The sequence below is a fragment of the Pseudomonas sp. AC252 genome, assembly GCF_979258105.1.
Genome location: NZ_OZ409837.1, coordinates 3,908,875 through 3,930,636, shown reverse-complemented (window position 1 = coordinate 3,930,636; position 21,762 = coordinate 3,908,875). Strand labels below are relative to the sequence as shown.

The 21,762-nt window shown below is 62.0% G+C and carries 17 protein-coding genes, 1 other RNA gene and 1 pseudogene; 7 read left to right on the top strand and 12 right to left on the bottom strand.

All coding sequences use genetic code 11. The annotated features are described in order from the left end of the window. The first annotated feature begins 50 nt into the window (after positions 1–50). From ACZZZ4_RS17915 to hemN, 4 genes are all read left to right on the top strand, one after another. A complete protein-coding gene (locus tag ACZZZ4_RS17915) occupies positions 51–2,501 on the top strand; it encodes a heavy metal translocating P-type ATPase (RefSeq protein ID WP_463548346.1) in 2,451 nt (816 codons plus the stop codon). 23 nt (positions 2,502–2,524) lie between these two features. Next, the gene (gene ccoS / locus ACZZZ4_RS17910; RefSeq protein WP_039763029.1) at positions 2,525–2,737 is read left to right on the top strand and encodes a cbb3-type cytochrome oxidase assembly protein CcoS; all 213 of its coding nucleotides are present in this window, start codon (positions 2,525–2,527) and stop codon (positions 2,735–2,737) included. After that, positions 2,730–3,413 (top strand): sulfite exporter TauE/SafE family protein, encoded by a 684-nt coding sequence (locus ACZZZ4_RS17905; RefSeq protein WP_041479091.1) that lies wholly within the window; start codon positions 2,730–2,732, stop codon positions 3,411–3,413. Before ccoS ends, ACZZZ4_RS17905 begins: the two co-directional genes overlap by 8 nt. 196 nt (positions 3,414–3,609) lie before the next feature. After that, positions 3,610–4,992, top strand: coding sequence for an oxygen-independent coproporphyrinogen III oxidase (gene hemN, locus ACZZZ4_RS17900; RefSeq protein WP_463548345.1), 1,383 nt, complete (start codon positions 3,610–3,612; stop codon positions 4,990–4,992). Here the strand turns inward: hemN and ACZZZ4_RS17895 are convergent. Further along, the gene (locus tag ACZZZ4_RS17895; RefSeq protein ID WP_463548344.1) at positions 4,989–5,471 is read right to left on the bottom strand and encodes a hypothetical protein; all 483 of its coding nucleotides are present in this window, start codon (positions 5,469–5,471) and stop codon (positions 4,989–4,991) included. The two genes, hemN and ACZZZ4_RS17895, sit on opposite strands and share 4 nt — an antisense overlap. Positions 5,472–5,625: 154 nt before the next feature. Between ACZZZ4_RS17895 and fnr the strand changes: the two genes are divergently transcribed. Beyond that, on the top strand, positions 5,626–6,360 hold the full coding sequence (fnr, locus tag ACZZZ4_RS17890; protein WP_016773865.1) for a fumarate/nitrate reduction transcriptional regulator Fnr: 735 nt from the start codon (positions 5,626–5,628) through the stop codon (positions 6,358–6,360). Positions 6,361–6,435: 75 nt separating this feature from the next. Continuing rightward, positions 6,436–6,984: an adenine phosphoribosyltransferase gene (locus ACZZZ4_RS17885; protein WP_024012326.1), complete on the top strand. Its 549-nt coding sequence runs from the start codon at positions 6,436–6,438 to the stop codon at positions 6,982–6,984. A 152-nt stretch (positions 6,985–7,136) separates the two neighbouring features. On the opposite strand, the gene ACZZZ4_RS17880 is transcribed toward ACZZZ4_RS17885, so the two are convergent. The 5 genes from ACZZZ4_RS17880 to dnaX form a co-directional block, all read right to left on the bottom strand. Beyond that, positions 7,137–8,285: an acyl-CoA dehydrogenase family protein gene (locus ACZZZ4_RS17880; protein ID WP_463548343.1), complete on the bottom strand. Its 1,149-nt coding sequence runs from the start codon at positions 8,283–8,285 to the stop codon at positions 7,137–7,139. Between the two features lie 191 nt (positions 8,286–8,476). Further along, positions 8,477–9,079 (bottom strand): recombination mediator RecR, encoded by a 603-nt coding sequence (recR, locus tag ACZZZ4_RS17875; RefSeq protein WP_463548342.1) that lies wholly within the window; start codon positions 9,077–9,079, stop codon positions 8,477–8,479. A 66-nt stretch (positions 9,080–9,145) separates the two neighbouring features. Next, positions 9,146–10,180 carry an NADP-dependent oxidoreductase gene (locus ACZZZ4_RS17870; protein WP_039763023.1) on the bottom strand — a complete coding sequence of 345 codons (1,035 nt, stop codon included), beginning with the start codon at positions 10,178–10,180 and terminating at the stop codon, positions 9,146–9,148. A 291-nt stretch (positions 10,181–10,471) separates the two neighbouring features. Continuing rightward, entirely contained in the window at positions 10,472–10,810 is a 339-nt protein-coding gene (locus ACZZZ4_RS17865; protein WP_003223337.1) for a YbaB/EbfC family nucleoid-associated protein, read from the bottom strand. 66 nt (positions 10,811–10,876) lie between these two features. Then, positions 10,877–12,967 carry a DNA polymerase III subunit gamma/tau gene (gene dnaX / locus ACZZZ4_RS17860; RefSeq protein WP_463548341.1) on the bottom strand — a complete coding sequence of 697 codons (2,091 nt, stop codon included), beginning with the start codon at positions 12,965–12,967 and terminating at the stop codon, positions 10,877–10,879. Between the two features lie 145 nt (positions 12,968–13,112). On the opposite strand from dnaX, the gene ACZZZ4_RS17855 reads away from it, so the two are divergent. Further along, positions 13,113–13,862: a substrate-binding periplasmic protein gene (locus ACZZZ4_RS17855; RefSeq protein WP_415763163.1), complete on the top strand. Its 750-nt coding sequence runs from the start codon at positions 13,113–13,115 to the stop codon at positions 13,860–13,862. Positions 13,863–13,969: 107 nt separating this feature from the next. On the opposite strand, the gene ACZZZ4_RS17850 is transcribed toward ACZZZ4_RS17855, so the two are convergent. From ACZZZ4_RS17850 to zipA, 6 genes and pseudogenes are all read right to left on the bottom strand, one after another. Further along, the gene (locus ACZZZ4_RS17850; RefSeq protein ID WP_463548340.1) at positions 13,970–15,931 is read right to left on the bottom strand and encodes a hypothetical protein; all 1,962 of its coding nucleotides are present in this window, start codon (positions 15,929–15,931) and stop codon (positions 13,970–13,972) included. A gap of 36 nt (positions 15,932–15,967) precedes the next feature. Beyond that, the gene (locus tag ACZZZ4_RS17845; RefSeq protein WP_463548339.1) at positions 15,968–16,468 is read right to left on the bottom strand and encodes a hypothetical protein; all 501 of its coding nucleotides are present in this window, start codon (positions 16,466–16,468) and stop codon (positions 15,968–15,970) included. Positions 16,469–16,669: 201 nt separating this feature from the next. After that, positions 16,670–16,766: signal recognition particle sRNA small type (ffs, locus tag ACZZZ4_RS17840), an RNA gene on the bottom strand. Positions 16,767–16,912: 146 nt separating this feature from the next. Continuing rightward, positions 16,913–18,076 (bottom strand): zinc-binding metallopeptidase family protein, encoded by a 1,164-nt coding sequence (locus tag ACZZZ4_RS17835; protein ID WP_463548338.1) that lies wholly within the window; start codon positions 18,074–18,076, stop codon positions 16,913–16,915. Positions 18,077–18,386: 310 nt separating this feature from the next. Beyond that, positions 18,387–20,743 (bottom strand): annotated as a pseudogene (ligA, locus tag ACZZZ4_RS17830) (NAD-dependent DNA ligase LigA). A gap of 139 nt (positions 20,744–20,882) precedes the next feature. Further along, positions 20,883–21,746: a cell division protein ZipA gene (gene zipA / locus ACZZZ4_RS17825; RefSeq protein ID WP_016773851.1), complete on the bottom strand. Its 864-nt coding sequence runs from the start codon at positions 21,744–21,746 to the stop codon at positions 20,883–20,885. Between the last annotated feature and the right edge of the window lie 16 nt (positions 21,747–21,762).

The window sequence follows — 21,762 nt, the reverse complement described above, 5'->3', positions numbered from 1 at the left end:
GGGGAGGCATTCCCACGCGGAGCGTGGGAACGATCATCGGAACGCGCACCATGACCAGCCCAACCCCCTGCTACCACTGTGCCCTGCCCGTCCCGTCCGGCAGCCGCTTCACCGCCGTCGTCCTCGGGCAGGCCCGCGAGTTCTGCTGCCCTGGCTGTCAGGCCGTGGCCGAAGCCATTGTCGCCGGTGGCCTGGAAAGCTATTACCAGCATCGCAGTGAAGCCTCGGCCAACCCCGAAGCGCTGCCGGTGCAACTGAGCGATGAATTGGCGCTGTACGACCGCGCCGACGTGCAGCAACCCTTCGTCCGCCACGAAGGCGACCTCGCTGAAACCACCTTGTTGATGGAAGGCATCAGTTGCGCCGCTTGCGGCTGGCTGATCGAGAAACACTTGCGCACCCTGCCCGCCGTCGCCGAAGCGCGGCTGAACCTGTCCAACCATCGCCTGCACGTGCGTTGGGCCGATGCACAACTGCCACTGAGCCAGATCCTCGCCGAACTGCGCCACATCGGTTACGCCGCCCACCCCTATCAAGCCGATCGCGCCAGCGAACAATTGGCCAGCGAGAATCGCCTGGCCCTGCGCCAACTCGGCGTCGCCGGTCTGCTGTGGTTTCAGGCGATGATGGCGACCATGGCGACATGGCCGGAATTCAACATCGACCTCAGCCCCGAGCTGCACACGATCCTGCGCTGGGTCGCGCTGTTTTTGACCACGCCGATCGTGTTCTACAGCTGCGCGCCGTTCTTCAAAGGCGCGATGCGCGATTTGCGTACCCGCCACCTGACCATGGACGTGTCGGTATCGCTGGCGATCGGCAGCGCTTATATCGCCGGAATCTGGACGTCGATCACCGGCGTCGGCGAGCTGTACTTCGATGCGGTCGGCATGTTCGCGCTGTTTCTGCTCGCCGGGCGTTATCTGGAACGCCGCGCCCGCGAACGCACCGCTGCTGCCACTGCGCAACTGGTCAACCTGTTGCCGGCCTCGTGCCTGCGCCTGGATAGCGACGGTCAGAGCGAACGCATCCTGCTCAGCGAATTGCGCGTAGGCGAGCGGATTCTGGTGCAGCCGGGCTCGATTCTGCCGGCCGATGGCAAGATCATCGACGGCCAGTCGAGCATCGACGAATCGCTGCTGACCGGCGAATACCTGCCGCAGCCACGCACGCTCGGCGATGCGGTTACTGCGGGCACGCTTAACGTCGAAGGCGCATTGACTGTGCAAGTGCAGGCGCTGGGACAGGACACGCGTCTTTCCGCGATCGTGCGCCTGCTCGATCGCGCTCAGGCGGAGAAACCGCGTCTGGCGGAAATCGCCGACCGCGCCGCGCAATGGTTCCTCCTGCTGTCGCTGATTGCGGCAGCAATGATCGGCCTGCTGTGGTGGCAACTGGATTCAGCGCGGGCGTTCTGGATCGTCCTCGCCATGCTGGTGGCGACCTGCCCGTGCGCGCTGTCATTGGCGACGCCGACCGCCCTCACCGCCGCCACCGGCACCCTGCACAAACTCGGGCTGCTGCTGACCCGTGGCCATGTGCTGGAAGGCTTGAACCAGATCGACACAGTGATCTTCGACAAGACCGGCACGCTCACTGAAGGCCGCTTGGTGCTGCGCTCGATTCGCCCGCTCGGCGCGCTCGACAGTGAGCAATGCCTGAGCCTGGCTGCTGCGCTGGAAAACCGTTCGGAGCACCCGATCGCCCGGGCGTTCGGCCGTGCGCCACTGGCCGCCGAGGACGTGCACAGTACACCGGGTCTGGGCCTGGAAGGCGTGGTCGGTGAGCAACGCTTGCGCATCGGTCAGGCCGAATTTGCCTGTGCCCTGAGCGGCGCGGAGCTGCCGTCGCTGCCCGATGAAGCCGGGCAATGGCTGCTGCTCGCCGACAGCCACGGGCCGCTGGCGTGGCTGGTGCTTGACGATCGCCTGCGTGACGATGCCCCCGCCCTGCTCGCGGCCTGCAAGGCGCGCGGCTGGCGCACGTTGTTGTTGTCCGGCGACAGTTCGCCGATGGTCGCCAGTGTCGCCGCCGAACTGGGCATCGACGAGGCCCGTGGCGGTTTGCGCCCCGATGACAAACTGCAAGTGCTACAGCAACTTCATCGCGAAGGTCGCAAAGTGCTGATGCTCGGCGATGGCGTCAACGACGTGCCGGTATTGGCGGCAGCCGACATCAGCGTGGCGATGGGCTCGGCTACCGATCTGGCGAAAACCAGCGCCGATGCGGTGTTGCTGTCCAACCGCCTCGACGCCTTGGTGCAAGCCTTCACACTGGCGCGACGCACGCGCCGGGTAATCATCGAAAACCTGCTGTGGGCGGCGCTGTACAATGGCCTCATGTTGCCGTTCGCCGCCCTCGGCTGGATCACTCCGGTGTGGGCGGCGGTCGGCATGTCGATCAGTTCGCTGACCGTGGTGCTTAACGCCCTGCGCCTGACTCGCCTGCCGAGCGCGCCGGCCGCCGGCAGCCCGACCCAAACCCGCCCGCTGCCGGCCTGAGCCGCGCGAGCCTGGAGTTACCGATGCCAGCTCTCTACGTGATGATTCCCGCTGCCTTGCTGATCGTCGCCATCGCCGTGTACATCTTCTTCTGGGCGGTGGACAGCGGTCAGTACGACGACCTCGACGGCCCGGCGCACAGCATCCTGTTTGACGATCAGGACCCCAATCACACCGCCGCCGTGGACGAAGCCAACGCCGGCAAACCGGACGACAAGGCGCCGCCCCATGCTTGAACTGGCGCCCCTGCTGGTCTCGGCGCTGATCCTCGGCCTGCTCGGTGGCGGCCATTGTCTGGGCATGTGCGGCGGCCTGATGGGCGCGCTGACCCTGGCGATCCCCAAAGAGCAGCGCAGCCGGCGCTTTCGCCTGTTACTGGCTTACAACCTCGGGCGGATTCTCAGTTATGCCACGGCGGGATTGCTCATCGGCCTGGCCGGATGGGCCGTCGCCAACAGTCCGGCGGCGCTGTTCATGCGCGTATTGGCCGGGTTACTGCTGATCGCCATGGGTTTGTATCTGGCCGGCTGGTGGAGCGGGCTGACCCGTATCGAAGCGCTCGGGCGTGGCTTGTGGCGTTTTATTCAACCGGTGGCGAATCGCTTGCTGCCGGTTTCCAGCCTGCCGCGCGCCTTGCTGCTCGGTGCGCTGTGGGGCTGGCTGCCGTGCGGACTGGTTTACAGCACGCTGTTGTGGAGCGCGAGCCAGGGCAATGCGCTGGACAGTGCATTGCTCATGCTCGCTTTTGGCCTCGGCACCTGGCCGGTACTGCTCGCCACCGGGCTGGCGGCTGAACGGGTCACGGCCATTTTGCGCAAACGCAGCGTGCGCATGGCGGGTGGCTTGCTGGTGATTCTGTTTGGCTTGTGGACCTTGCCCGGGCCGCATCAGCATTGGCTTATGGGCCATTAAACCGGCGGCGTGGCCTTCGCGAGCAAGCTCGCTCCCACAGGGGATTTTAGGCGTACACAAAATCTGTGGGAGCGAGCTTGCTCGCGAAGAGGCCCGCAGGATCAACACACCTCCCCCTGTTGATGCAAATCAACAGCCCCATCGCCGCCCCCGGATAGACTCGCCACACTGCCAGCCTATCCGGGGGAATGCCCGCATGCTCGACGCCATTCGTTGGGACTCTGATCTGATCCGCCGCTACGATCTGGCGGGACCACGCTACACCTCATATCCGACCGCCGTGCAATTTCACGGTCAGGTCGGCACTTTCGACCTGTTCCATGCCCTGCGCGACAGCCGCAAGGCCCAGCGGCCGTTGTCGCTGTACGTGCATGTGCCGTTCTGCGCGAACATTTGCTACTACTGCGCCTGTAACAAGGTCATTACCAAGGATCGCGGGCGTGCGCAGCCGTATCTGCAACGGCTCGAGCAGGAAATCCAGTTGATCGCCTGCCACCTCGACCCGGCGCAAAAAGTCGAGCAACTGCATTTCGGTGGCGGCACACCGACCTTTCTCAGCCACGATGAATTGCGTCAGCTGATGGCGCACCTGCGCAAGCATTTCAATCTGCTCGATGACGATTCTGGTGACTACGGCATCGAAATCGACCCGCGCGAAGCCGACTGGTCGACCATGGGCCTGTTGCGCGAATTGGGATTCAACCGGGTCAGCATTGGCCTGCAAGACCTTGACCCGGCGGTGCAGCGCGCGGTCAATCGCCTGCAAAGCCTGGAAGAAACCCGCGCGGTGATCGATGCGGCGCGAACCCTGCAATTTCGCTCGATCAACATTGATCTGATCTACGGCCTGCCAAAGCAGACACCGGACAATTTCGCTCGCACCGTCGAGGAAGTGATCAGCCTGCAACCGGATCGTCTGTCGGTATTCAACTACGCGCACCTGCCGGAACGCTTCATGCCGCAACGGCGGATCAACAGCAGCGAACTGCCGAACCCGGTGCACAAACTGGAAATGCTCCAGTGCACCATCGAGCAACTGACCGCTGCCGGTTACCGTTACATCGGCATGGACCACTTCGCCCTGCCCGATGACGAGTTGGCGATCGCTCAGGAAGAACACACCCTGCAACGCAACTTTCAGGGCTACACCACCCACGGTCACTGCGACCTGATTGGTCTGGGCGTGTCGGCGATCAGCCAGATCGGCGATTTGTACTGCCAGAACAGCAGCGACCTCACGGCTTATCAGAACAGCCTCTCCAGCGCGCAACTGGCGACCAGTCGCGGCCTGGTGTGCAACGCCGACGATCGCTTGCGCCGCGCGGTGATTCAGCAACTGATCTGTAATTTCAAACTCGATTTCGCTGAAATCGAGCAGCAGTTCAACATCGACTTTCAGGGCTATTTCGGTGCGCTGTGGCCGCAACTGCAAGGCATGGCCGAGGATGGCCTGATCAAACTCGAGCGCGAGCGCATCGAGGTGTTGCCGGCGGGCCGATTGCTGGTGCGCTCGGTATGCATGGTCTTCGATGCGTACCTTGAGCAGCAGAACCGCCAGCGTTTTTCCCGAGTGATTTAAGGTTTGTTCAGCAACGAGCCGACCTTGAAATTCTGGTCAGGAGTCAGCGCCGACTGGTTCATCACTTTCGACAAGGCGAGGTTGGCGGTGATCAGGCCACTGTTGAGCGCGGCGATGGCACCACGCAATGCGGCGAGCTTGTTGATCTTTTCTTCAGCGGAAAGCGTTCTGTCGGACATGACCGCCGCCATGCGCGCTTTCTTCTCGATGATCTCCTTCTGGATTTTTCGGATCATCTTCAGCAATTGCTGGATGTTCTCCGGCAAGCCGCTGTTATCGACGTCGCTGTTCTCGCCGCCGACAGCAGCGGATTTGGCGATGGCCGCGCCAGACAGCGACACTTTGACGCCCTCGACCAAGGTCGGGGTTGCCGTGTTCGACAAGTCGTCATCGCGGTTGATCGCAGCGTCGGTATTGTTGATCTCCGGCGCGGCAGCAACGCCGCTGCTACCGGGGCCTAGCGTGCCAATGGCGGTCATCGGGGCCTTCCCTGAATGGATGCTGATAGCTGTTTATCGGCCGCAGGTGCTGCGGCTTTATGTCTGTGGGACAACGCCGCCGCGTGCTGGCCTGAATGTCCTCGCGTGAGTTACCCTTACGGCTTATGTGTGTTTTCCCACAAGGATTGAAGAAATGTCCGAGCCAGTCAAACTGCGCGCTCACAACCAGGCCCATTGCAAGGATTGCAGCCTGGCCCCGCTCTGCCTGCCACTTTCGCTGAATCTGGAAGACATGGACGCGCTGGACGAAATCGTTAAACGCGGCCGCCCGCTGAAGAAGGGCGAGTTCCTCTTCCGCCAGGGCGACACCTTCGATTCCGTTTATGCGGTTCGCTCCGGCGCCCTGAAGACTTTCAGCCTGAGCGATGCCGGTGAAGAGCAACTGACTGGCTTCCACCTGCCGAGTGAACTGGTCGGACTGTCGGGCATGGACACCGAGAAACACCCGGTGTCGGCCCAGGCGCTGGAAACCACTTCTGTCTGCGAAATCCCTTTCGAGCGCCTCGACGAACTGGCCCTGCAATTGCCGCAACTGCGCCGCCAGTTGATGAGGGTGATGAGCCGCGAGATTCGCGACGATCAGCAAATGATGTTGCTGCTGTCGAAGAAGACCGCTGACGAGCGCATCGCGACCTTCCTGGTCAACCTGTCGGCCCGCTTCCGCGCTCGCGGCTTCTCGGCCAACCAGTTCCGCCTGAGCATGTCGCGCAATGAAATCGGCAATTACCTGGGCCTGGCGGTGGAAACCGTGTCGCGGGTGTTCACCCGTTTCCAGCAGAACGAGCTGATTGCCGCCGAGGGCAAGGAGATCCATATTCTCGACCCGATCCAGCTGTGCGCACTGGCCGGCGGTTCGATCGAAGGCTGATCACGACCCGCGGTTGAGCGAATCGTTTCAGCCGCGGGTATACTGCGCCGTTTGCAGCCCTGCCAGGACACCCCGATGGTCTTCGACTCCTTCGACATCAAATCCCTGATCCGCCCCGTGATCGACTTCCCGAAACCGGGTGTGATCTTTCGCGACATCACCCCGTTGTTCCAGTCGCCGACGGCGCTGCGCCTGGTGATGGACAGCTTCGCCCACCGCTACGTCGAAGCCGACTTCACCCACATCGGCGCCATGGATGCCCGGGGTTTTCTGATCGGTTCGGTACTGGCCTATCAGTTGAACAAACCGCTGGTGCTGTTCCGCAAGCAAGGCAAACTGCCGGCGGACGTGCTCGCCGAAGGATATGCCACCGAATACGGCGAAGCGTTTCTGGAAGTGCACGCCGACAGCCTGTGTGAAGGCGATTCGGTGGTGATGTTCGATGACCTGATCGCTACCGGCGGGACGTTGATTGCAGCGGCCAACCTGATTCGCCGCATGGGCGCGCGGGTGCATGAAGCGGCGGCGATCATTGATCTGCCCGAGCTGCAAGGTTCGCAGCGCTTGCAGGACATGGGCATCCCGACTTTCTGCCTGACGCAGTTTGCTTTGACTGATAAATAATCAAGATCTAAAGATTGATCGTTCCCACGCTCCGCGTGGGAATGCCTCAAGGGACGCTCTGCGTTCCAGCTTGCGATATGGACGCGGAGCGTCCCGGGCTGCATTCCCACGCAGAGCGTGGGAACGATCATGCATCGGACGATTTTTTGCTTTTAGAGTCCCATCTGCTTGCTGATGATTTCGTTCATCACTTCCCGCGTCCCGCCGCCAATCGACAGAATGCGGTTATCCCGATACAGCCGCTCCACCAGGCTTTCGCGCATGTAACCGAGCCCGCCAAGAATTTGCACCGCTTCGGTGGTAATCCGGTCAGACGTGTCGGTGGCGAAGTTCTTCGCCATGGAAATCTCCTTGATCACACTCTGCCCCGCCGCCATTTTTGCCGCTTGCCGATACGTGAACTCGCGCGACACTTCCAGCGCCGTGGCCATTTCGGCGAGGCGATGTTTGATCACCTGAAACTTGCCGATGGGTTTGCCAAATGCCTCACGCGCGCGCGCCCACTTCAGGCTCTCCTCCAGCGCCAATTGCGCCGTCATGTTGGCCATCAATGCCAGCGCCAGCCGTTCGCTCTGAAAATTGCCCATGATGCAGGCGAAGCCCATATTCTCTGCGCCAATGAGGTTTCCTACAGGCACGCGGCAATCGTCGAAGAACAATTCAGCGGTGTCCGACGCCCACCAGCCCATTTTCTTCAATTGCCGACCGACACTGAAACCCGGCGTGCCCTTCTCGATCAGCAACAGGCTGATACCGCCGAACCCCGGCGCACCGGTGCGCACCGCGACGGTGTAGAAATCGGCGCGCACGCCGCTGGTGATAAAGGTTTTGCTGCCGCTGATCCGGTAGAAATCGCCGTCTCGCACGGCGCGGGTTTGCAGGTTGGCGACGTCGGAGCCGCCGCCGGGCTCGGTGACCGCCAGGGCGCTGATCTTTTCGCCGCTGAGCACTTGGGGGACGACCCGCTCTCGCACTTCAGGCCGCGCCCATTTGACGATCGGCGGCAAACCGATATCCAGCGAACCCAACCCCGCCACCAGCCCGCCTGAGCCACAGCGCATCAGCTCTTCACTGGCGGCGACCTTGGCGAACAGATCGCCTTCATGGCTGCCGCCGAGCGCTTCGGGATAGCCGATACCGAGAATGCCCGCCGCACCGGCCTTGAGGTACAGCTCACGGGGAAAGCTTTCGGCTTCTTCCCACTGATCAATGTCCGGCAGGATCTCGCGTTCGACGAAACGCCTGACGCTGTCGCGGACCAATTGGTGGCTGGGGTCGAAGTATTCCTGAAAGGCAGGCATGGGCGAGCTCCACGGAAGGGTTCGCCGACGTTAACCGAGCGCTTGCTTGGTTATCAATGAAATTGTGTGAATCAGATGGACCGCGGCGCGCCATTCGCGAGCAGGCTCGCTCCCACAGGGGATTTGTGAACGACACAAACCAATGTGGGAGCGAGCCTGCTCGCGAAGGCGTCAGTTCAGACGCCGCAAATTCAGAGGGAAATCGGTTTACGCCCGGCAAACGAATGCGCCAGCGTGCCGCCATCGACCAGCTCCAGCTCACCGCCCAGCGGCACGCCATGGGCAATCCGCGAAGCGATCAGACCTTTGTTCTGCAACAACTGCGCAATGTAATGCGCCGTCGCCTCGCCTTCGACCGTCGGGTTGGTGGCGAGGATGACTTCGGCAAAGGTCCCCGCCTCTTCAATCCGCGCCATCAATTGCGGAATGCCGATCGCTTCCGGCCCCAGGCCGTCCAGCGGCGACAGATGCCCCTTGAGCACGAAATAGCGGCCACGGAAACCGGTCTGCTCCACCGCATAGACATCCATCGGCCCCTCTACAACGCAGAGCAGCGTGTCATCGCGGCGCGGGTCGGCGCATTGCGGGCACAGATCATCTTCGGTGAGCGTGCGGCACTGGCGGCAATGGCCGACGCCTTCCATGGCCTGGCTCAAGGCCTGAGCCAGACGAGTGCCGCCGCTGCGATCACGTTCGAGCAACTGCAACGCCATGCGCTGAGCGGTTTTCTGACCCACGCCCGGCAAAGTGCGCAAGGCGTCGATCAGTTGGCGAATCAAAGGGCTGAAGCTCATGGGTACACAGTCCGACTAAACAACGAGACGCGGTTTATACCCGCGCCTCTGGCCAGCGTCAAATCCTCAGTCCTGGGCAACCCGAACCACCAGTTTGCCGAAGTTGCGCCCTTCCAGCAGACCGATGAACGCCTCGGGCGCCTGCTCCAGACCTTCGACCACGTCCTCGCGGAACTTGACCTTGCCGTCGCGTACCCACGGCACCATGTGGCTGATGAATTCCGGCTGACGGTCACCGTAATCGTCGAAAACGATGAAGCCCTGAATACGCACACGCTTGGTCAGTAGAGTGCGTTGCAGCATCGGCAGGCGATCCGGGCCAGTCGGCGCCTCGGCGGCGTTGTAGCCGGCGATCAGGCCGCACAAAGGGATGCGCGCCTTGGGGTTGAGCAATGGCACGACCGCGTCGAAGACATGGCCGCCGACGTTCTCGTAATAGATGTCGATGCCGTTGGGGCAGGCCTTGGCCAGTTGCTCGGCGAAGTCGTCGGCCTTGTGGTCGATGCAGGCATCAAAACCCAGCTCCTCAACCACGTATTTGCACTTCTCGGCCCCACCGGCTACGCCGACCGCGCGCAGGCCTTTGATCTTCGCCACTTGCCCGACCACCGAGCCGACGGCACCGGACGCCGCAGCCACCACCAGGGTTTCGCCTTCTTTCGGCTGACCGATGTCCATCAGCCCCATGTACGCGGTCATGCCTGGCATGCCCAGCACCCCGAGGGCCATCGACGGGCTCGGCAGGCCGGCCGGGATCGGCATGATGTTGCGACCGTCGCTGATGCTGTGGCTCTGCCAGCCAGTCGCGCCGACCACCAGATCACCAACATGAAATTTCGGATGATTGGATTGCTCGACCCGGCTGACGGCGCCGCCGGTCATGACTTCGCCGATCTGCACTGGCGCAGCGTAGGACGGTGCGTCGCTCATACGTCCGCGCATGTACGGGTCGAGCGACAGGTACAGGGTTTTCAGCAACACCTGACCGTCCTGCAGATCCGGCAGCGCCTCGCGCTCCAGACGAAAGTTCTCCGGGGTCGGTGCGCCGGTCGGGCGCGAGGCGAGGACGAAACGTTGGTTGAGGGTGAGAGGGTCGGACATGTCAGCGTCTCCTGTGAATGGGGAATTCGGTGTATAGGGAGCAGACCTTGGTAGCGGTGGTGTGTTCGATGTTTCTTCAGTTTTGACCGAGGCTCGCTCCCACTGATCGTTCCCACGCTCTGCGTGGGAATGCAGCCCGGGACGCTCCGCGTCCCAATCGCAAGCTGGAACGCGGAGCATCCCCAGAGGCATTCCACGCAGAGCGTAGGAACGATCCGCGCCGGTCAGAAACAAAAATGCCAGGCGCGATGCCTGGCATTTTGTGTAGCCCATCTGCCGCCAAATGGCGAATCAGAATGGCAGTTTCATACCCGCTGGCAGGTTCATGCCGGCGGTCATGCTGCCCATTTTTTCCTGGCTGTTGGCTTCGATCTTGCGCACGGCGTCGTTGACGGCGGCGGCGACCACGGCTTCCAGCATCTCTTTGTCGTCTTCGCTCAGGCCTTCGACCAGGCTTGGGTCGATGCTCACGCTTTTCACGTCGTGACGACCGGTCATCACCACGGTGACCATGTCGCCGCCGGCCTTGCCGGTGACTTCGGCGTTGGCCAGTTCTTCCTGCATCTTGGCCATTTTTTCCTGCATCTGCTGCGCCTGCTTCATCAGGCCGGCCATGCCACCTTTCATCATGGGAATCACCTCAAACGTACTTGGATAAAACAGCGCCCGGCCATCTTGGCCGAGCACCTTCAGTTATTAGCCTTGGGTGACCAAGGCGTCGACAGGTTCAATAGTATCGCTTCGCACCACCGCGCCGAACTGCTGAACCATCTGCTGGATGAACGGATCACCGTGGATCGATTCCTCCGCCTCACGTTGGCGATTGGCGCGGCGGCGCGAGGCGGCTTGGGCCGGGGTTTCCTGCTCGGGCTTGATCAGCTCGATGGTCAGCGTCAGCGTGCGCCCGTGGAACTGGTTCAACGCCTCATTGAGACGACGCTGTTGCGTGGCGTTGAACAGTGCACTGTGGGCCGGATCCAGGTGCATCAGCCAGTGGTCGCCGTCGACCGCAATCAACGTGCAGTTGGCGGCGATGCTGCCGGTCATGCCGGAAATCGGCAGTTTCGGGAACAGCTCCAGCCATTGCAGGGCCAGACCGGTTGCCGGCGCAGCAGCAGGTTCCGGCTCGGGTTCAGGTTCGGGATCGGCGGCGTGTTCGCTGGCCAGTTCGTCGAGGTAGCTGTAGGCCGAATCCATGTCCGGCTCGATGTAATCCTCGTCCAGCGGCGGTTCGTCGTCCATGTCCATGCCTGGCGTAGCGGCATCGACGTCAGCGACGGACGGCTCGGGAATTGGCGCAGCGGCCCACTCCGGCGCATCCGGCACCACGCTGTCCGGGGTCGGCAGCGGCATCGGCGGCAGTTCAGGCTGCTCGCCGGCGGTTTCCAGTACCGGCTCGACGGCGGGTTGCTGGAGCGGCGCGGGCTCGGGCTCGGCTTCCACCGGGTCGTTCCACGGCAGATCGACCACGGCTTCGATAGCGACTGGCTCAGGCTCAGGCTCCGGTTGCGCTTCGACAACTGGCGCAACAGGTTCTGGCTCGGCAGCCGGCGCCGCTACCGGTGCGGGCGCAGGTGCCGGGGCAACAGCCGCAGCGACCACCGGCGCAGGCTTCGGCGCGGCAGCCACTGAGTTTGCGGAATCAACTGTGGCCTGGCTGATCCCCACTGGCTTTAGCGCTTGCCTCGGCGCGTCCGCCGTATCCGCCGGGCGGAACGCGAGCATCCGCAGCAAGACCATTTCGAAACCGCCGCGCGGGTCCGGCGCCAGCGGCAAATCGCGGCGACCGATCAGGCCCATCTGGTAATAGAACTGCACGTCTTCGGCCGGCAGTGCCTGGGCCAAGGCCAATACGCGATCACGGTCGCCGTGGCCATTGTCGACGCCTTCCGGCAGCGCCTGAGCGATGGCCACGCGGTGCAGCACGTTGAGAATTTCCGAGAGCACGCCGTTCCAGTCCGGGCCTTGCTCGGCCAGATGCCGCACGGCTTCGAGCAGCGCCTTGGCATCGCCTTCGATCAGTGCATGCAGCACGTCATAGACCTGACCGTGATCCAGCGTGCCGAGCATCGCGCGCACGTCGGTAGCGAGCACCTTGCCTTCACCGAACGCGATGGCCTGATCGGTCAGGCTCATGGCGTCACGCATCGAGCCGTCAGCCGCGCGGCCGAGCAGCCACAGTGCATCGTCTTCGAACGGTACGTTTTCTGCGGTCAGCACGTGAGTCAAATGCTCGACCACACGCTCGGGCGTCATGTTCTTCAGGGAGAACTGCAGGCAGCGCGAAAGAATCGTTGCCGGAAGTTTCTGCGGATCGGTGGTCGCCAGGATGAACTTGACGTAGGGCGGCGGCTCTTCAAGGGTTTTCAGCAGCGCATTGAAGGAATGGCTGGACAGCATGTGCACTTCGTCGATCAGGTAGACCTTGAAGCGCCCACGGCTTGGCGCGTACTGCACGTTGTCGAGCAGTTCGCGGGTGTCCTCGACTTTGGTGCGGCTGGCGGCGTCGATCTCGATCAGGTCGACAAACCGGCCTTCATCGATCTCGCGGCACACCGAACATTCGCCGCAGGGGCTGGAGGTGATACCGGTCTCGCAGTTCAGGCACTTGGCAATGATCCGCGCGATGGTGGTCTTGCCGACCCCGCGCGTCCCGGTGAACAGGTAGGCGTGGTGCAGCCGTTGGCTGTCCAAGGCATTGATCAGAGCCTTGAGCACATGGGTCTGGCCGACCATTTCGCGGAACGAGCGCGGACGCCATTTACGTGCAAGAACCTGATAACTCATCGAAAACCGTCGCAGCGAAGGAAACAGAAGCGGCTAATGCTAGCGGAGCAAGGGCAAAATTGCATCCGGTGTCCTCGTCTAATATGGCTAAGCTGCATCAGCAGAGGCTTTTATCAGCTCGGGATGGGGAATTACCGGAGCGTCTATGCGGTGGGCCGTGGCGGCATTGCTGGGTATCAGCCTCAACGCGATGGCCGCGCAAGCGCCGTTGCGCTTCGCCGTGCCGGATAGCTGGGCGATGCCGATGGTGCAACTGCAAGGCGGCAGACCGACCCAGGGCATCCTGCACGACATCCTGCTCAGCCTGGCGACCCAGGTCGGCGCGCCGGCGCAATTCATCGTCCTGCCGCGCGCGCGGGTCCAGAGCGCCATGGAGCACGGCGACATCGACGTGCGCTGCTATGCCGCACAGTCGTGGCTGCCGAATCAGTCCGGCGATTACATCTGGAGCGTACCGCTGTGGTTCCAGCGCGACCTGCTGATCAGCCGCGAGGATAAGTCAGCGCAGATCAATCCCGCCCAGCTGCCGCGCCAGGCCATCGGCACCGTTCTCGGCTACAGCTACCCTACCCTGCAACCGCTGTTCGACGCCGACCAGTTGCAACGCGAAGACGCGCGCAATCAGGAACAGGTGCTGGAAAAGCTCCTCGCCGGACGCTACCGCTACGCGGTGAGCAATCAGTGGACGCTGGACTGGATCAACCAGCGCCTGTTGCCGGAGCAGCAGTTGCGAGGGGTCGCGGTACTGCAGGAGCAGAATATCGGTTGCTATGTGAGGAACGACCCGAAGGTGCCGGTGCAGCGAATTTTGCGCACGTTGCTGCGAATGAAGATGTCGGGCGAGATCGACGACATTATCCGGCTCTACACCGGCGCCTCATCAACCACACCCTAACCCCATGTGGGAGCGAGCCTGCTCGCGAAAGCGGTATATCAGGCGACACAGTTGTTGAACACGCCGACGTCTTCGCGAGCAGGCTCGCTCCCACAGGGTTGGCCGGGTCAATAACCGTGCGATTCGCGGAATTTCTGATAATCGTGAAAGTCGATCCACTCGACCACGTCGTAAGGCAGATAAAGCTGCTGTCGGGCGCGGGAAATGGCGATGTACACGGCACAGATGCGCTGATCGAACTCGTAGGCGTCCTTGAATTTTTCGTTACTGAGCAACGCCCGCGTCAACAGCACGCGCCTGAACTCCATGCCGCCGGCCTGCTCTGCCATCAGCAACAGGCAGGCCTTGCCCGGTTCGATGATCTTCTGGCTCAGTCGCGTCAGGTCGGCAATCATGAAGCCGTTTTGCAACTGTGCTTCGATCCACAAAAAGGCTTCATCGAACTGGTTGGCGGCGCGCACCTGCTGCCAGTCAGCCATGTCGCTGAAATACGGATGCGGTCCTTTCTCGCTGGACCCGGCGTTATAGAAATCACGACGGAACAGCTCGATGGCGGTGGTCATGAAATGCTTGATGTCATCCTGCGCTTCCCTGTCGGGGAAACTGAAGGCGCAACTGGAATCGTGCAGGTGGATGGCCCACATCATCGTGTCCCACGGTGACGCGGTCAGCACCACGCAACCTTCGGGCGGTACGAAGGCTTCCGGGTAGTACTCGATATCGACGTCGGCGTGACGAGCCCCTTCGAACGGCACTTTGCTCTTCTGCGTATGGCGCGAGATCAGTGGATTGACCAGGCGCTCGACATTGCGCCCCGAGCGCACCGAATAGCAGATATCGCTCTGGCGAACTTCACGCTTGCGCTTGAGCGGCTCGCCCTTGGCCTGCTGATATTCATCGCCGAGGGTGATCAGCACCTGCTGCCCGCGCTCGATGATTTGCAGCAGCGACGCCGGCACATCCTGGCTTTCATCGATGATCACATGGGTGTAGCGCGGCGGGACGCGGCAACCGGCGAGACTGGCGCGTTTGATCATCAACAACGTCTGAAACCCGCTCTGGCTGGCCCAGGCCGGATTGGCCTGCAGATACACCCACAGGCGACTTGAGTATTCCAACAGCGCTTGCGAGTCTGCGCCGGTCAAGGGCTGCTGGAAGTGCGGCAAGTGCCTGGCGGACAACGTGTGGTCTCTTGAGGCGCAGTACAGCTCTAGCACGCGCAGACAGACCTCGAGGGTGCCCGGCCCGTCGTGGTGGCGAAAGCCGAACATATTCAGCTCCTGCGCCAGCGCCTGCTTGCTCGGAAGCCGATTCGGGGCCTTGGCCACATGCAGGCGCGGACCAAGCAATTGCGCCTGGGCAAATTCGAAAAAGGTCTGGCCGATTTCCGTGTCATGCACCTGCACGATGTGCTTGCGCAACGTCGCCAGTTTCGCCGGGGTGCGCGCCAGTACCAGCGTGCGTTTCGAGCGCAGGCACTCGATCAGCGCGCTGAGCATGTAGCTCTTGCCGATCCCCGCATAACCCTGCACATGCAGGTCTTCGTCGAGGTTGGCGCGAAAAGTCCGCAGCAGCTTGTCCTGCGCCGCGCTCAACCAGTGCTCGCGCTCGCGGGGCGTGACCATCTGCTGGCGGAACGGGTTGTTCTGTTGCTGATGGCGAATCTTGAAGTCGACATCCCATTGCCCATCGGGCAACAGGTAGTGCTGCGCAGCGACTTCATCGGTCATGAGAAACCGCAGGTTCAGGCCTTTGAGCGCATTAAGGCCGAAGTACAATTTGCGCGAATCGAACAGACGCCGCGCCTCTGCAAGCAGTCCCGCCGATCCGGAGCGCCGAGCGGTGACGGACCAGTCAATGAGTCTGGCGAGAATCTTCTCCGCAGCGCTGGCGCTCAAGTCCTGTTCCGTGGCCTGGGCGAGGTTCTGGATGACCAGCACCGCCGCCAGCTCCGGGTCGCTCAGGTTGGCCAGTGCCGCGTCACCGTCGGGCTGCAACAACGCCGTACACGCATCATGTGTGATCGGCAGAAGTACCGGTGTGGCCAGATCAAAATGTTTCGGGTGCATACAACCTCGCCGCCTGGGCTTTAATACAACACCAGATCAGTCCTGGTCATTCTTGTCGTGCATTTCATGGGACTGCGGCAGATTTCCCTCACTGCCGCCCTCGGGGCTGATCCGCAGCTCGAAGGAGTAGCCGCCGAGCGTGCCGGACATGCCGCGTCGATCTGCACCGTTAGCCAGCGGGCCTGCATCGATCTGCGCCTGTACTTCGTAGAGCGCCATTTCCAGCAGTTTGCGCAGGTGTTCAGGGCCTTGAGCGGTGGCGTGCAGTTGCAGGTTGTATTGGCCGGTTGCCGAAGCTGATTCGTGCTCAACGATGGTCGACTGTACCTCCACCGGATCCGGCTGTTCGCTCTCTTCGGCCGCATTGAAAGCGGCAGATGCCGCCAGAATTGCGGCGTGCTCTTCGTCCATCAGGTCAAGCACTCGCGACAGCTCCAGCGTGCGCTCGGGCTGATCCTGCATCTGCGCTTTGACTTCCAGACGACGTAACTGCCATTCGCGCAGTTTCTCTCGGGTCAGATCGTCAATTTCAGCCACTTGCCTTACCTCTCGTTGCCAGGCGAGGGAGTATGCCACTGTTCGGCTTCGACAGCCGCACGGGCACCGGGACGCTGCGCTGCTGTTCCGCGCGTTTCTGATGGCGGATCAACGCCAAAGGCCAAATCGCAGGCATAAAAAAACCGCAGTGGGCGAAACCCATGCAGTTCTGTTTGCAGCCTTGGTTCGTTAAGGTGGTGCCCCCACCAGCCACACCCCGGCACACAATGTTCCCGCTGTGGCTGCTTCCTTCCGGATCTGACCAGGTTCACGGGTAATCGTTGCGGGGGGACCGATGGGGTCACCATAACGACGCTTGCCTGTCGGCGAGCCGCGCCATTGTACCTGTCTGAGATGAAGTTACAACCGTTGGTTGCAGATAAAAAATACCAACAGGTTCAAGGACATGCGAAGACGGCGAAAGATCGCAGCCTACGGCAGCTCCTAGAGGGCCAGGACTTCGTCTGCACGACCGCCAGCCTGCTGGATCACCAGATGGATGAAGTGCAGCTTGGCAATTGCCGCTGCCGGCAGTACGAACGGGTAGAAATCCGGCTGGCCCATGCTGCGCGACAGTTCGTTGAGCATGCCGGCCAGTTCGATCCACGCATTGACGAACGACAGGAATGCCGTGCCGCCCGGGTGCTCCGGGTCGTAAAGGGTGCTGGTCGGAAAGGGCTGATAGTCGAAGTCCATTTCCCGCGCGCTCATGCCAAAGCCGAGCGCCGTGTCCACCGCGTCCATCATGTGCAGGTAATGCGCCCAGGTTTCTGCCCAGTCTTCCCATGGGTGCATGGTCGCGTAGGCGCTGACGTAGTGCTGCGGCCAGTCCAATGCCGCGCCTTGCTGATAATGCCGGTCCAGCGCCTCGGCGTAACTGGCGCGCTCGTCGCCGAACAGGGTGCGGAATGCGCCAAGCCAGGGGCCGTTGGCGATGAGGCGATCCCAGTAGTAGTGGCCGACCTCATGGCGAAAATGCCCGAGCAGCGTGCGATATGGCTCGTGCATCACCGCCCTGACCTGCTCACGGTGAGCGTCGTCGGCCTCTTTGATGTCAAGGGTGATCAGGCCATTGGCATGGCCGGTCATCGGCGCGTTGCCTTCCAGGTCGACACCGATGAAGTCGAACGCCAGCCCTGTTTCTTCATCCTTGGTTTTCGGGATGACCGGCAAGCCGAGGGTGATCAGTTGCGCGACCAGCCGACGCTTGGCGATTTCGACCTTGCGCCAGCGCTCGGGGTTTTCCGCGACGGACAGGTCGGGAATGGTGCGGTTGAGGCTGCAAGCGATGCACAAGGTGTCGTGATCGTCGGCCGGCAGCAGCCAGTTGCACGCGGCGGGCATGTCGAGGTTGGCGCAGCGACGGAACAGACCGGCGTCGGGATCGACGTCGAGTGTCCAGGTGCCCTCTTCCGGCCCCGGTTGCAGCGAGGTCAGGCGACTGTGTTCGGGTTGATAGCCAAGCAAGGCGTTACAGGCCAGACACTGACTGTTGCGAAAGAACAGCGACTGGCCGCAACGGCACGGCCAGACTTTGCTGTTGCGCGAGGATCCGGCCACGAACGGCGCGATGATGCGGGAACTGAGCTGCTCGAAAAAGCGGTGCATGGCGATCTCTCCCTGGGACTGGCCAAGACTAGATCATCCTGAAGACAACATCGTTCCCACCCATAACCGCGGAGTCGGGTGATAGCACTATTGTGGTGAGGGGATTTATCCCCGCTCGACTGCGCAGCAGTCGCCAAAAACCGTACACGCGATACAGATGAAATGATCGCTCGCAGGGTTTTGGGGTCGCTGCGCAACCCAGCGGGGATAAATCCCCTCGCCACGGGTGTCGCCGAACGGGGATAAATCCCCTCGCCACAGGTGTCCATCCGAAGAGGGATAAATCCCCTCACCACAGGAGTTCATCCGCTCAGACAGCGACGCCGTGGGTTTTGAGGAAGGCGATAAACGCTTCTTCGTCCATGACCTTCACACCCAGCTCATTGGCCTTGGTCAGTTTCGAGCCAGCACCCGGGCCTGCGACCACACAGTGGGTTTTCGCCGATACCGAGCCTGCGACTTTCGCACCGAGGCTTTCCAGATGCTCCTTGGCCACATCCCGGCTCATCAGTTCGACCTTGCCGGTCAGCACCCAGGTTTCGCCGGACAGTGGCAGACCTTCGACAACTTTCTTCTCGCTCTGCCAATGCATGCCGAAATCGCGTAGTTGCTGCTCGGCCTGCTCGGCCAACTGCCGATGCTCGGGCAAGGCGAAGAACTCGCGCACCGAGTTGGCCTGCTTCTCCGGCAATGCCTGGCGCATGTCCAGCCAGTCAGCGTTCATCACCGCTTCCAGCGAGCCAAAGCGGTCGGCGAGTTTCTGCGCACCACCGGGGCCGACGAAAGGAATGTGCAGTTTGTCGAGCAAGCCGCCCAGCGTAGTGCTGGCGGCGAACTCGGCACCCAGTTCGCCCTGATCCTGAATCTGCAGACCATGGCCGAGCAATTCGCTGATGACCTGTTGGTTGTGCGCATCCTCAAAGAAACTGTGAATCTCGTGCGCCACTTCCAGGCCGACGTCCGGCAGGTAGGTCAGCACATGCGGCAAGGCCTGTTGCACGCGCTCCAGCGAACCCAGCGAACGCGCCAGCACCTTGGCCGTCTCTTCGCCGACATCGGGAATGCCGAGGGCGTAGATGAAACGTGCCAGGCTTGGTTGCTTGCTGTCCTCAATGGCTTTCAGCAGCTTGTTACTGGAAACCTCGGCAAAGCCTTCCAGATCGACGATGTCATCGAATTTCAGTGCATAGAGATCGGCCGGCGAACTGACCAGACCCTCGTCAACCAGTTGCTCGACGCTCTTGTCGCCCAAGCCTTCGATATCCATGGCCCGACGCGAAACAAAGTGGATGATCGCCTGCTTCAATTGCGCGCCACAGGCCAGTCGGCCGACGCAGCGATACACCGCGCCTTCGCTGAAGGTTTCCTGCCCTTGCTGCGCTTGACCAGTTGCGTGCGTTCAACGTGGGAGCCGCACACCGGGCAGCTTTCAGGAATGGCGACGGGCCGAGCGTTGTCAGGACGACGCTCGGTGACTACCTGCACCACTTGCGGAATCACATCGCCGGCGCGGCGAATGATCACCGTGTCGCCGATCATCAAGCCCAGACGTGCGACTTCGTCCATGTTGTGCAACGTGGCGTTGGCCACGGTGACGCCGGCGACTTTCACCGGTTTCAGACGCGCCACCGGAGTGACGGCACCGGTGCGGCCGACCTGGAATTCCACGTCGAGCAGTTCGGTGAGTTCTTCCATCGCCGGGAATTTGTGCGCGATCGCCCAACGCGGCTCGCGGGCGCGGAAGCCCAGTTCACGCTGGTCGGCGATGCTGTTGACCTTGAACACCACACCGTCGATTTCATAGGCCAACGAGTCACGGCGCGCGCCGATGTCGCGGTAATACTCCAGGCATTCGTCAATGCCCTTGGCCAGCTTCAGTTCGTGACTGATTGGCATGCCCCACTTCTGCAACTGCTTGAGGTTGCCGATGTGGGTGTCGGCAATATCGTGGGACACCTGGCCAATGCCGTAGCAACAGAATTCCAGCGGCCGGTTGGCGGTGATTTTCGAGTCGAGCTGGCGCAGGCTGCCTGCTGCCGCGTTGCGCGGGTTGGCGAAGGTCTTGCCGCCGATTTCCAGTTGCGAAGCATTGAGGCGCTCGAAACCGGCCTTGGACATGAACACTTCACCGCGCACTTCCAGCGTCGCCGGCCAGCCTTCGCCGTGCAGCTTCAGCGGAATGTTGCGCACGGTGCGCACGTTGACGCTGATGTCCTCGCCGGTGGTGCCATCGCCACGCGTGGCGCCGCGCACGAGCAGACCGTCCTGATACAGCAGGCTGACCGCCAGGCCATCGAGCTTCGGCTCGCAACTGTATTCCACCGCCGTGCCGCCACCGAACAGATCGCCAGCCGGGACGTCGAGGCCTTCGTTGACGCGGCGATCGAACTCGCGCATGTCGGATTCTTCGAAGGCGTTGCCGAGGCTGAGCATCGGGATTTCATGCCGCACCTGAGTGAACGCAGTCAGCGCCATGCTACCGACGCGCTGGGTCGGCGAATCGCTGGTGATCAGTTCCGGGTTGGCCGCTTCCAGTGCCTTGAGCTCGTGGAACAAGCGGTCGTACTCGGCATCGGGAATGCTCGGCTCGTCGAGAACGTGATAGCGATAGTTGTGCTGATCCAGCTCAGCGCGCAGCTCTAGAATGCGGTTTTTGGCGGCGGTCATGGGTGTTCTCTCATAAAGCAAAAGAGCAGCCGAGGCTGCTCCAGTGTTATTCCATTATCGGCGATGGGGCCAAAGATCGCAGCCTCGTTGCACTCGTCAGCTCCTACAGGCCCAAGGCTGCGATCTTTTGATCTTGCCCTTAGCGCTTCTGGGTCAGGGCGCGGCGCTCGAATTCAACGATGCGCTGACGGTAGTGCTCGATCGTCTGCGCAGTCAGTACGCTGCGCTGATCGTCTTTCAGCTCGCCGTTCAGTTCCTGGGACAGCTTGCGGGCTGCCGCGACCATCACGTCGAAAGCCTGCTTCGGATGACGCGGGCCTGGCAGACCGAGGAAGAAGCTCACCGCCGGGGTGCTGAAATGGTCGATGTCGTCCAGATCGAAGATACCCGGCTTGACCGCGTTGGCCATGGAGAACAGTACTTCGCCGTTGCCGGCCATGCTTTCGTGGCGGTGGAAAATGTCCATCTCGCCGAAACGCAGGCCGCTTTCGAGAATGTTCTGCAATAGCGCCGGGCCCTTGAAGCCGGCCGGGTCGCGGCAGATCACGCTGATCACCAGGACTTCTTCGGCTTGCGGCTGATCTTTTTCCGCCACGGCCGCTGCAGGCTTGCTGTCTTCGGCGAAATCGTCATCGCGGCTGCTGAAGCTCGGGCCGCCGTCCAGATCGAGGTCGAGGTTCAGGTCGCCCTGCGCCGGGCCGTTGCTGCCACGCTTGCCACGTTTCGAACCGGATTCACGCGGCTCGCGGGCTTCGCGGTTGGGCATGCTCACCGACGGCAGATCGTGCTCGTCCAGTTGCGGCTCTTTGTGCGTATCCAGGACGCGGGCCGGGCCCAACAGCTCGGCGCTGGTGTCCTCGTCCGGCAGATTGGACAGGCTCCGGTCGAGACGGAATTTCAGCTTTCCCTTGCCGCCGCGCATACGGCGCCAGCCATCGAAAAGAATACCGGCTATCACAATGATGCCGATGACGATCAGCCACTCGCGCAGACCGATTTCCATGTAATCCCGTGCCTCT

Excerpts from the sequence above, each read along its gene's own strand:
- hemN (WP_463548345.1), top strand. The coding sequence starts at position 3,610 with ATGCTCGACGCCATTCGTTGGGACTCTGATCTGATCCGCCGCTACGAT.
- ACZZZ4_RS17835 (WP_463548338.1), bottom strand. The coding sequence starts at position 18,076 with ATGCACCGCTTTTTCGAGCAGCTCAGTTCCCGCATCATCGCGCCGTTC.
- recR (WP_463548342.1), bottom strand. The coding sequence starts at position 9,079 with ATGAGCTTCAGCCCTTTGATTCGCCAACTGATCGACGCCTTGCGCACT.
- ACZZZ4_RS17870 (WP_039763023.1), bottom strand. The coding sequence starts at position 10,180 with ATGTCCGACCCTCTCACCCTCAACCAACGTTTCGTCCTCGCCTCGCGC.
- ACZZZ4_RS17880 (WP_463548343.1), bottom strand. The coding sequence starts at position 8,285 with ATGCCTGCCTTTCAGGAATACTTCGACCCCAGCCACCAATTGGTCCGC.
- ACZZZ4_RS17855 (WP_415763163.1), top strand. The coding sequence starts at position 13,113 with ATGCGGTGGGCCGTGGCGGCATTGCTGGGTATCAGCCTCAACGCGATG.
- ACZZZ4_RS17865 (WP_003223337.1), bottom strand. The coding sequence starts at position 10,810 with ATGATGAAAGGTGGCATGGCCGGCCTGATGAAGCAGGCGCAGCAGATG.
- dnaX (WP_463548341.1), bottom strand. The coding sequence starts at position 12,967 with ATGAGTTATCAGGTTCTTGCACGTAAATGGCGTCCGCGCTCGTTCCGC.
- ACZZZ4_RS17850 (WP_463548340.1), bottom strand. The coding sequence starts at position 15,931 with ATGCACCCGAAACATTTTGATCTGGCCACACCGGTACTTCTGCCGATC.
- ACZZZ4_RS17905 (WP_041479091.1), top strand. The coding sequence starts at position 2,730 with ATGCTTGAACTGGCGCCCCTGCTGGTCTCGGCGCTGATCCTCGGCCTG.
- ACZZZ4_RS17895 (WP_463548344.1), bottom strand. The coding sequence starts at position 5,471 with ATGACCGCCATTGGCACGCTAGGCCCCGGTAGCAGCGGCGTTGCTGCC.
- ACZZZ4_RS17915 (WP_463548346.1), top strand. The coding sequence starts at position 51 with ATGACCAGCCCAACCCCCTGCTACCACTGTGCCCTGCCCGTCCCGTCC.
- ccoS (WP_039763029.1), top strand. The coding sequence starts at position 2,525 with ATGCCAGCTCTCTACGTGATGATTCCCGCTGCCTTGCTGATCGTCGCC.
- zipA (WP_016773851.1), bottom strand. The coding sequence starts at position 21,746 with ATGGAAATCGGTCTGCGCGAGTGGCTGATCGTCATCGGCATCATTGTG.
- ACZZZ4_RS17885 (WP_024012326.1), top strand. The coding sequence starts at position 6,436 with ATGGTCTTCGACTCCTTCGACATCAAATCCCTGATCCGCCCCGTGATC.
- fnr (WP_016773865.1), top strand. The coding sequence starts at position 5,626 with ATGTCCGAGCCAGTCAAACTGCGCGCTCACAACCAGGCCCATTGCAAG.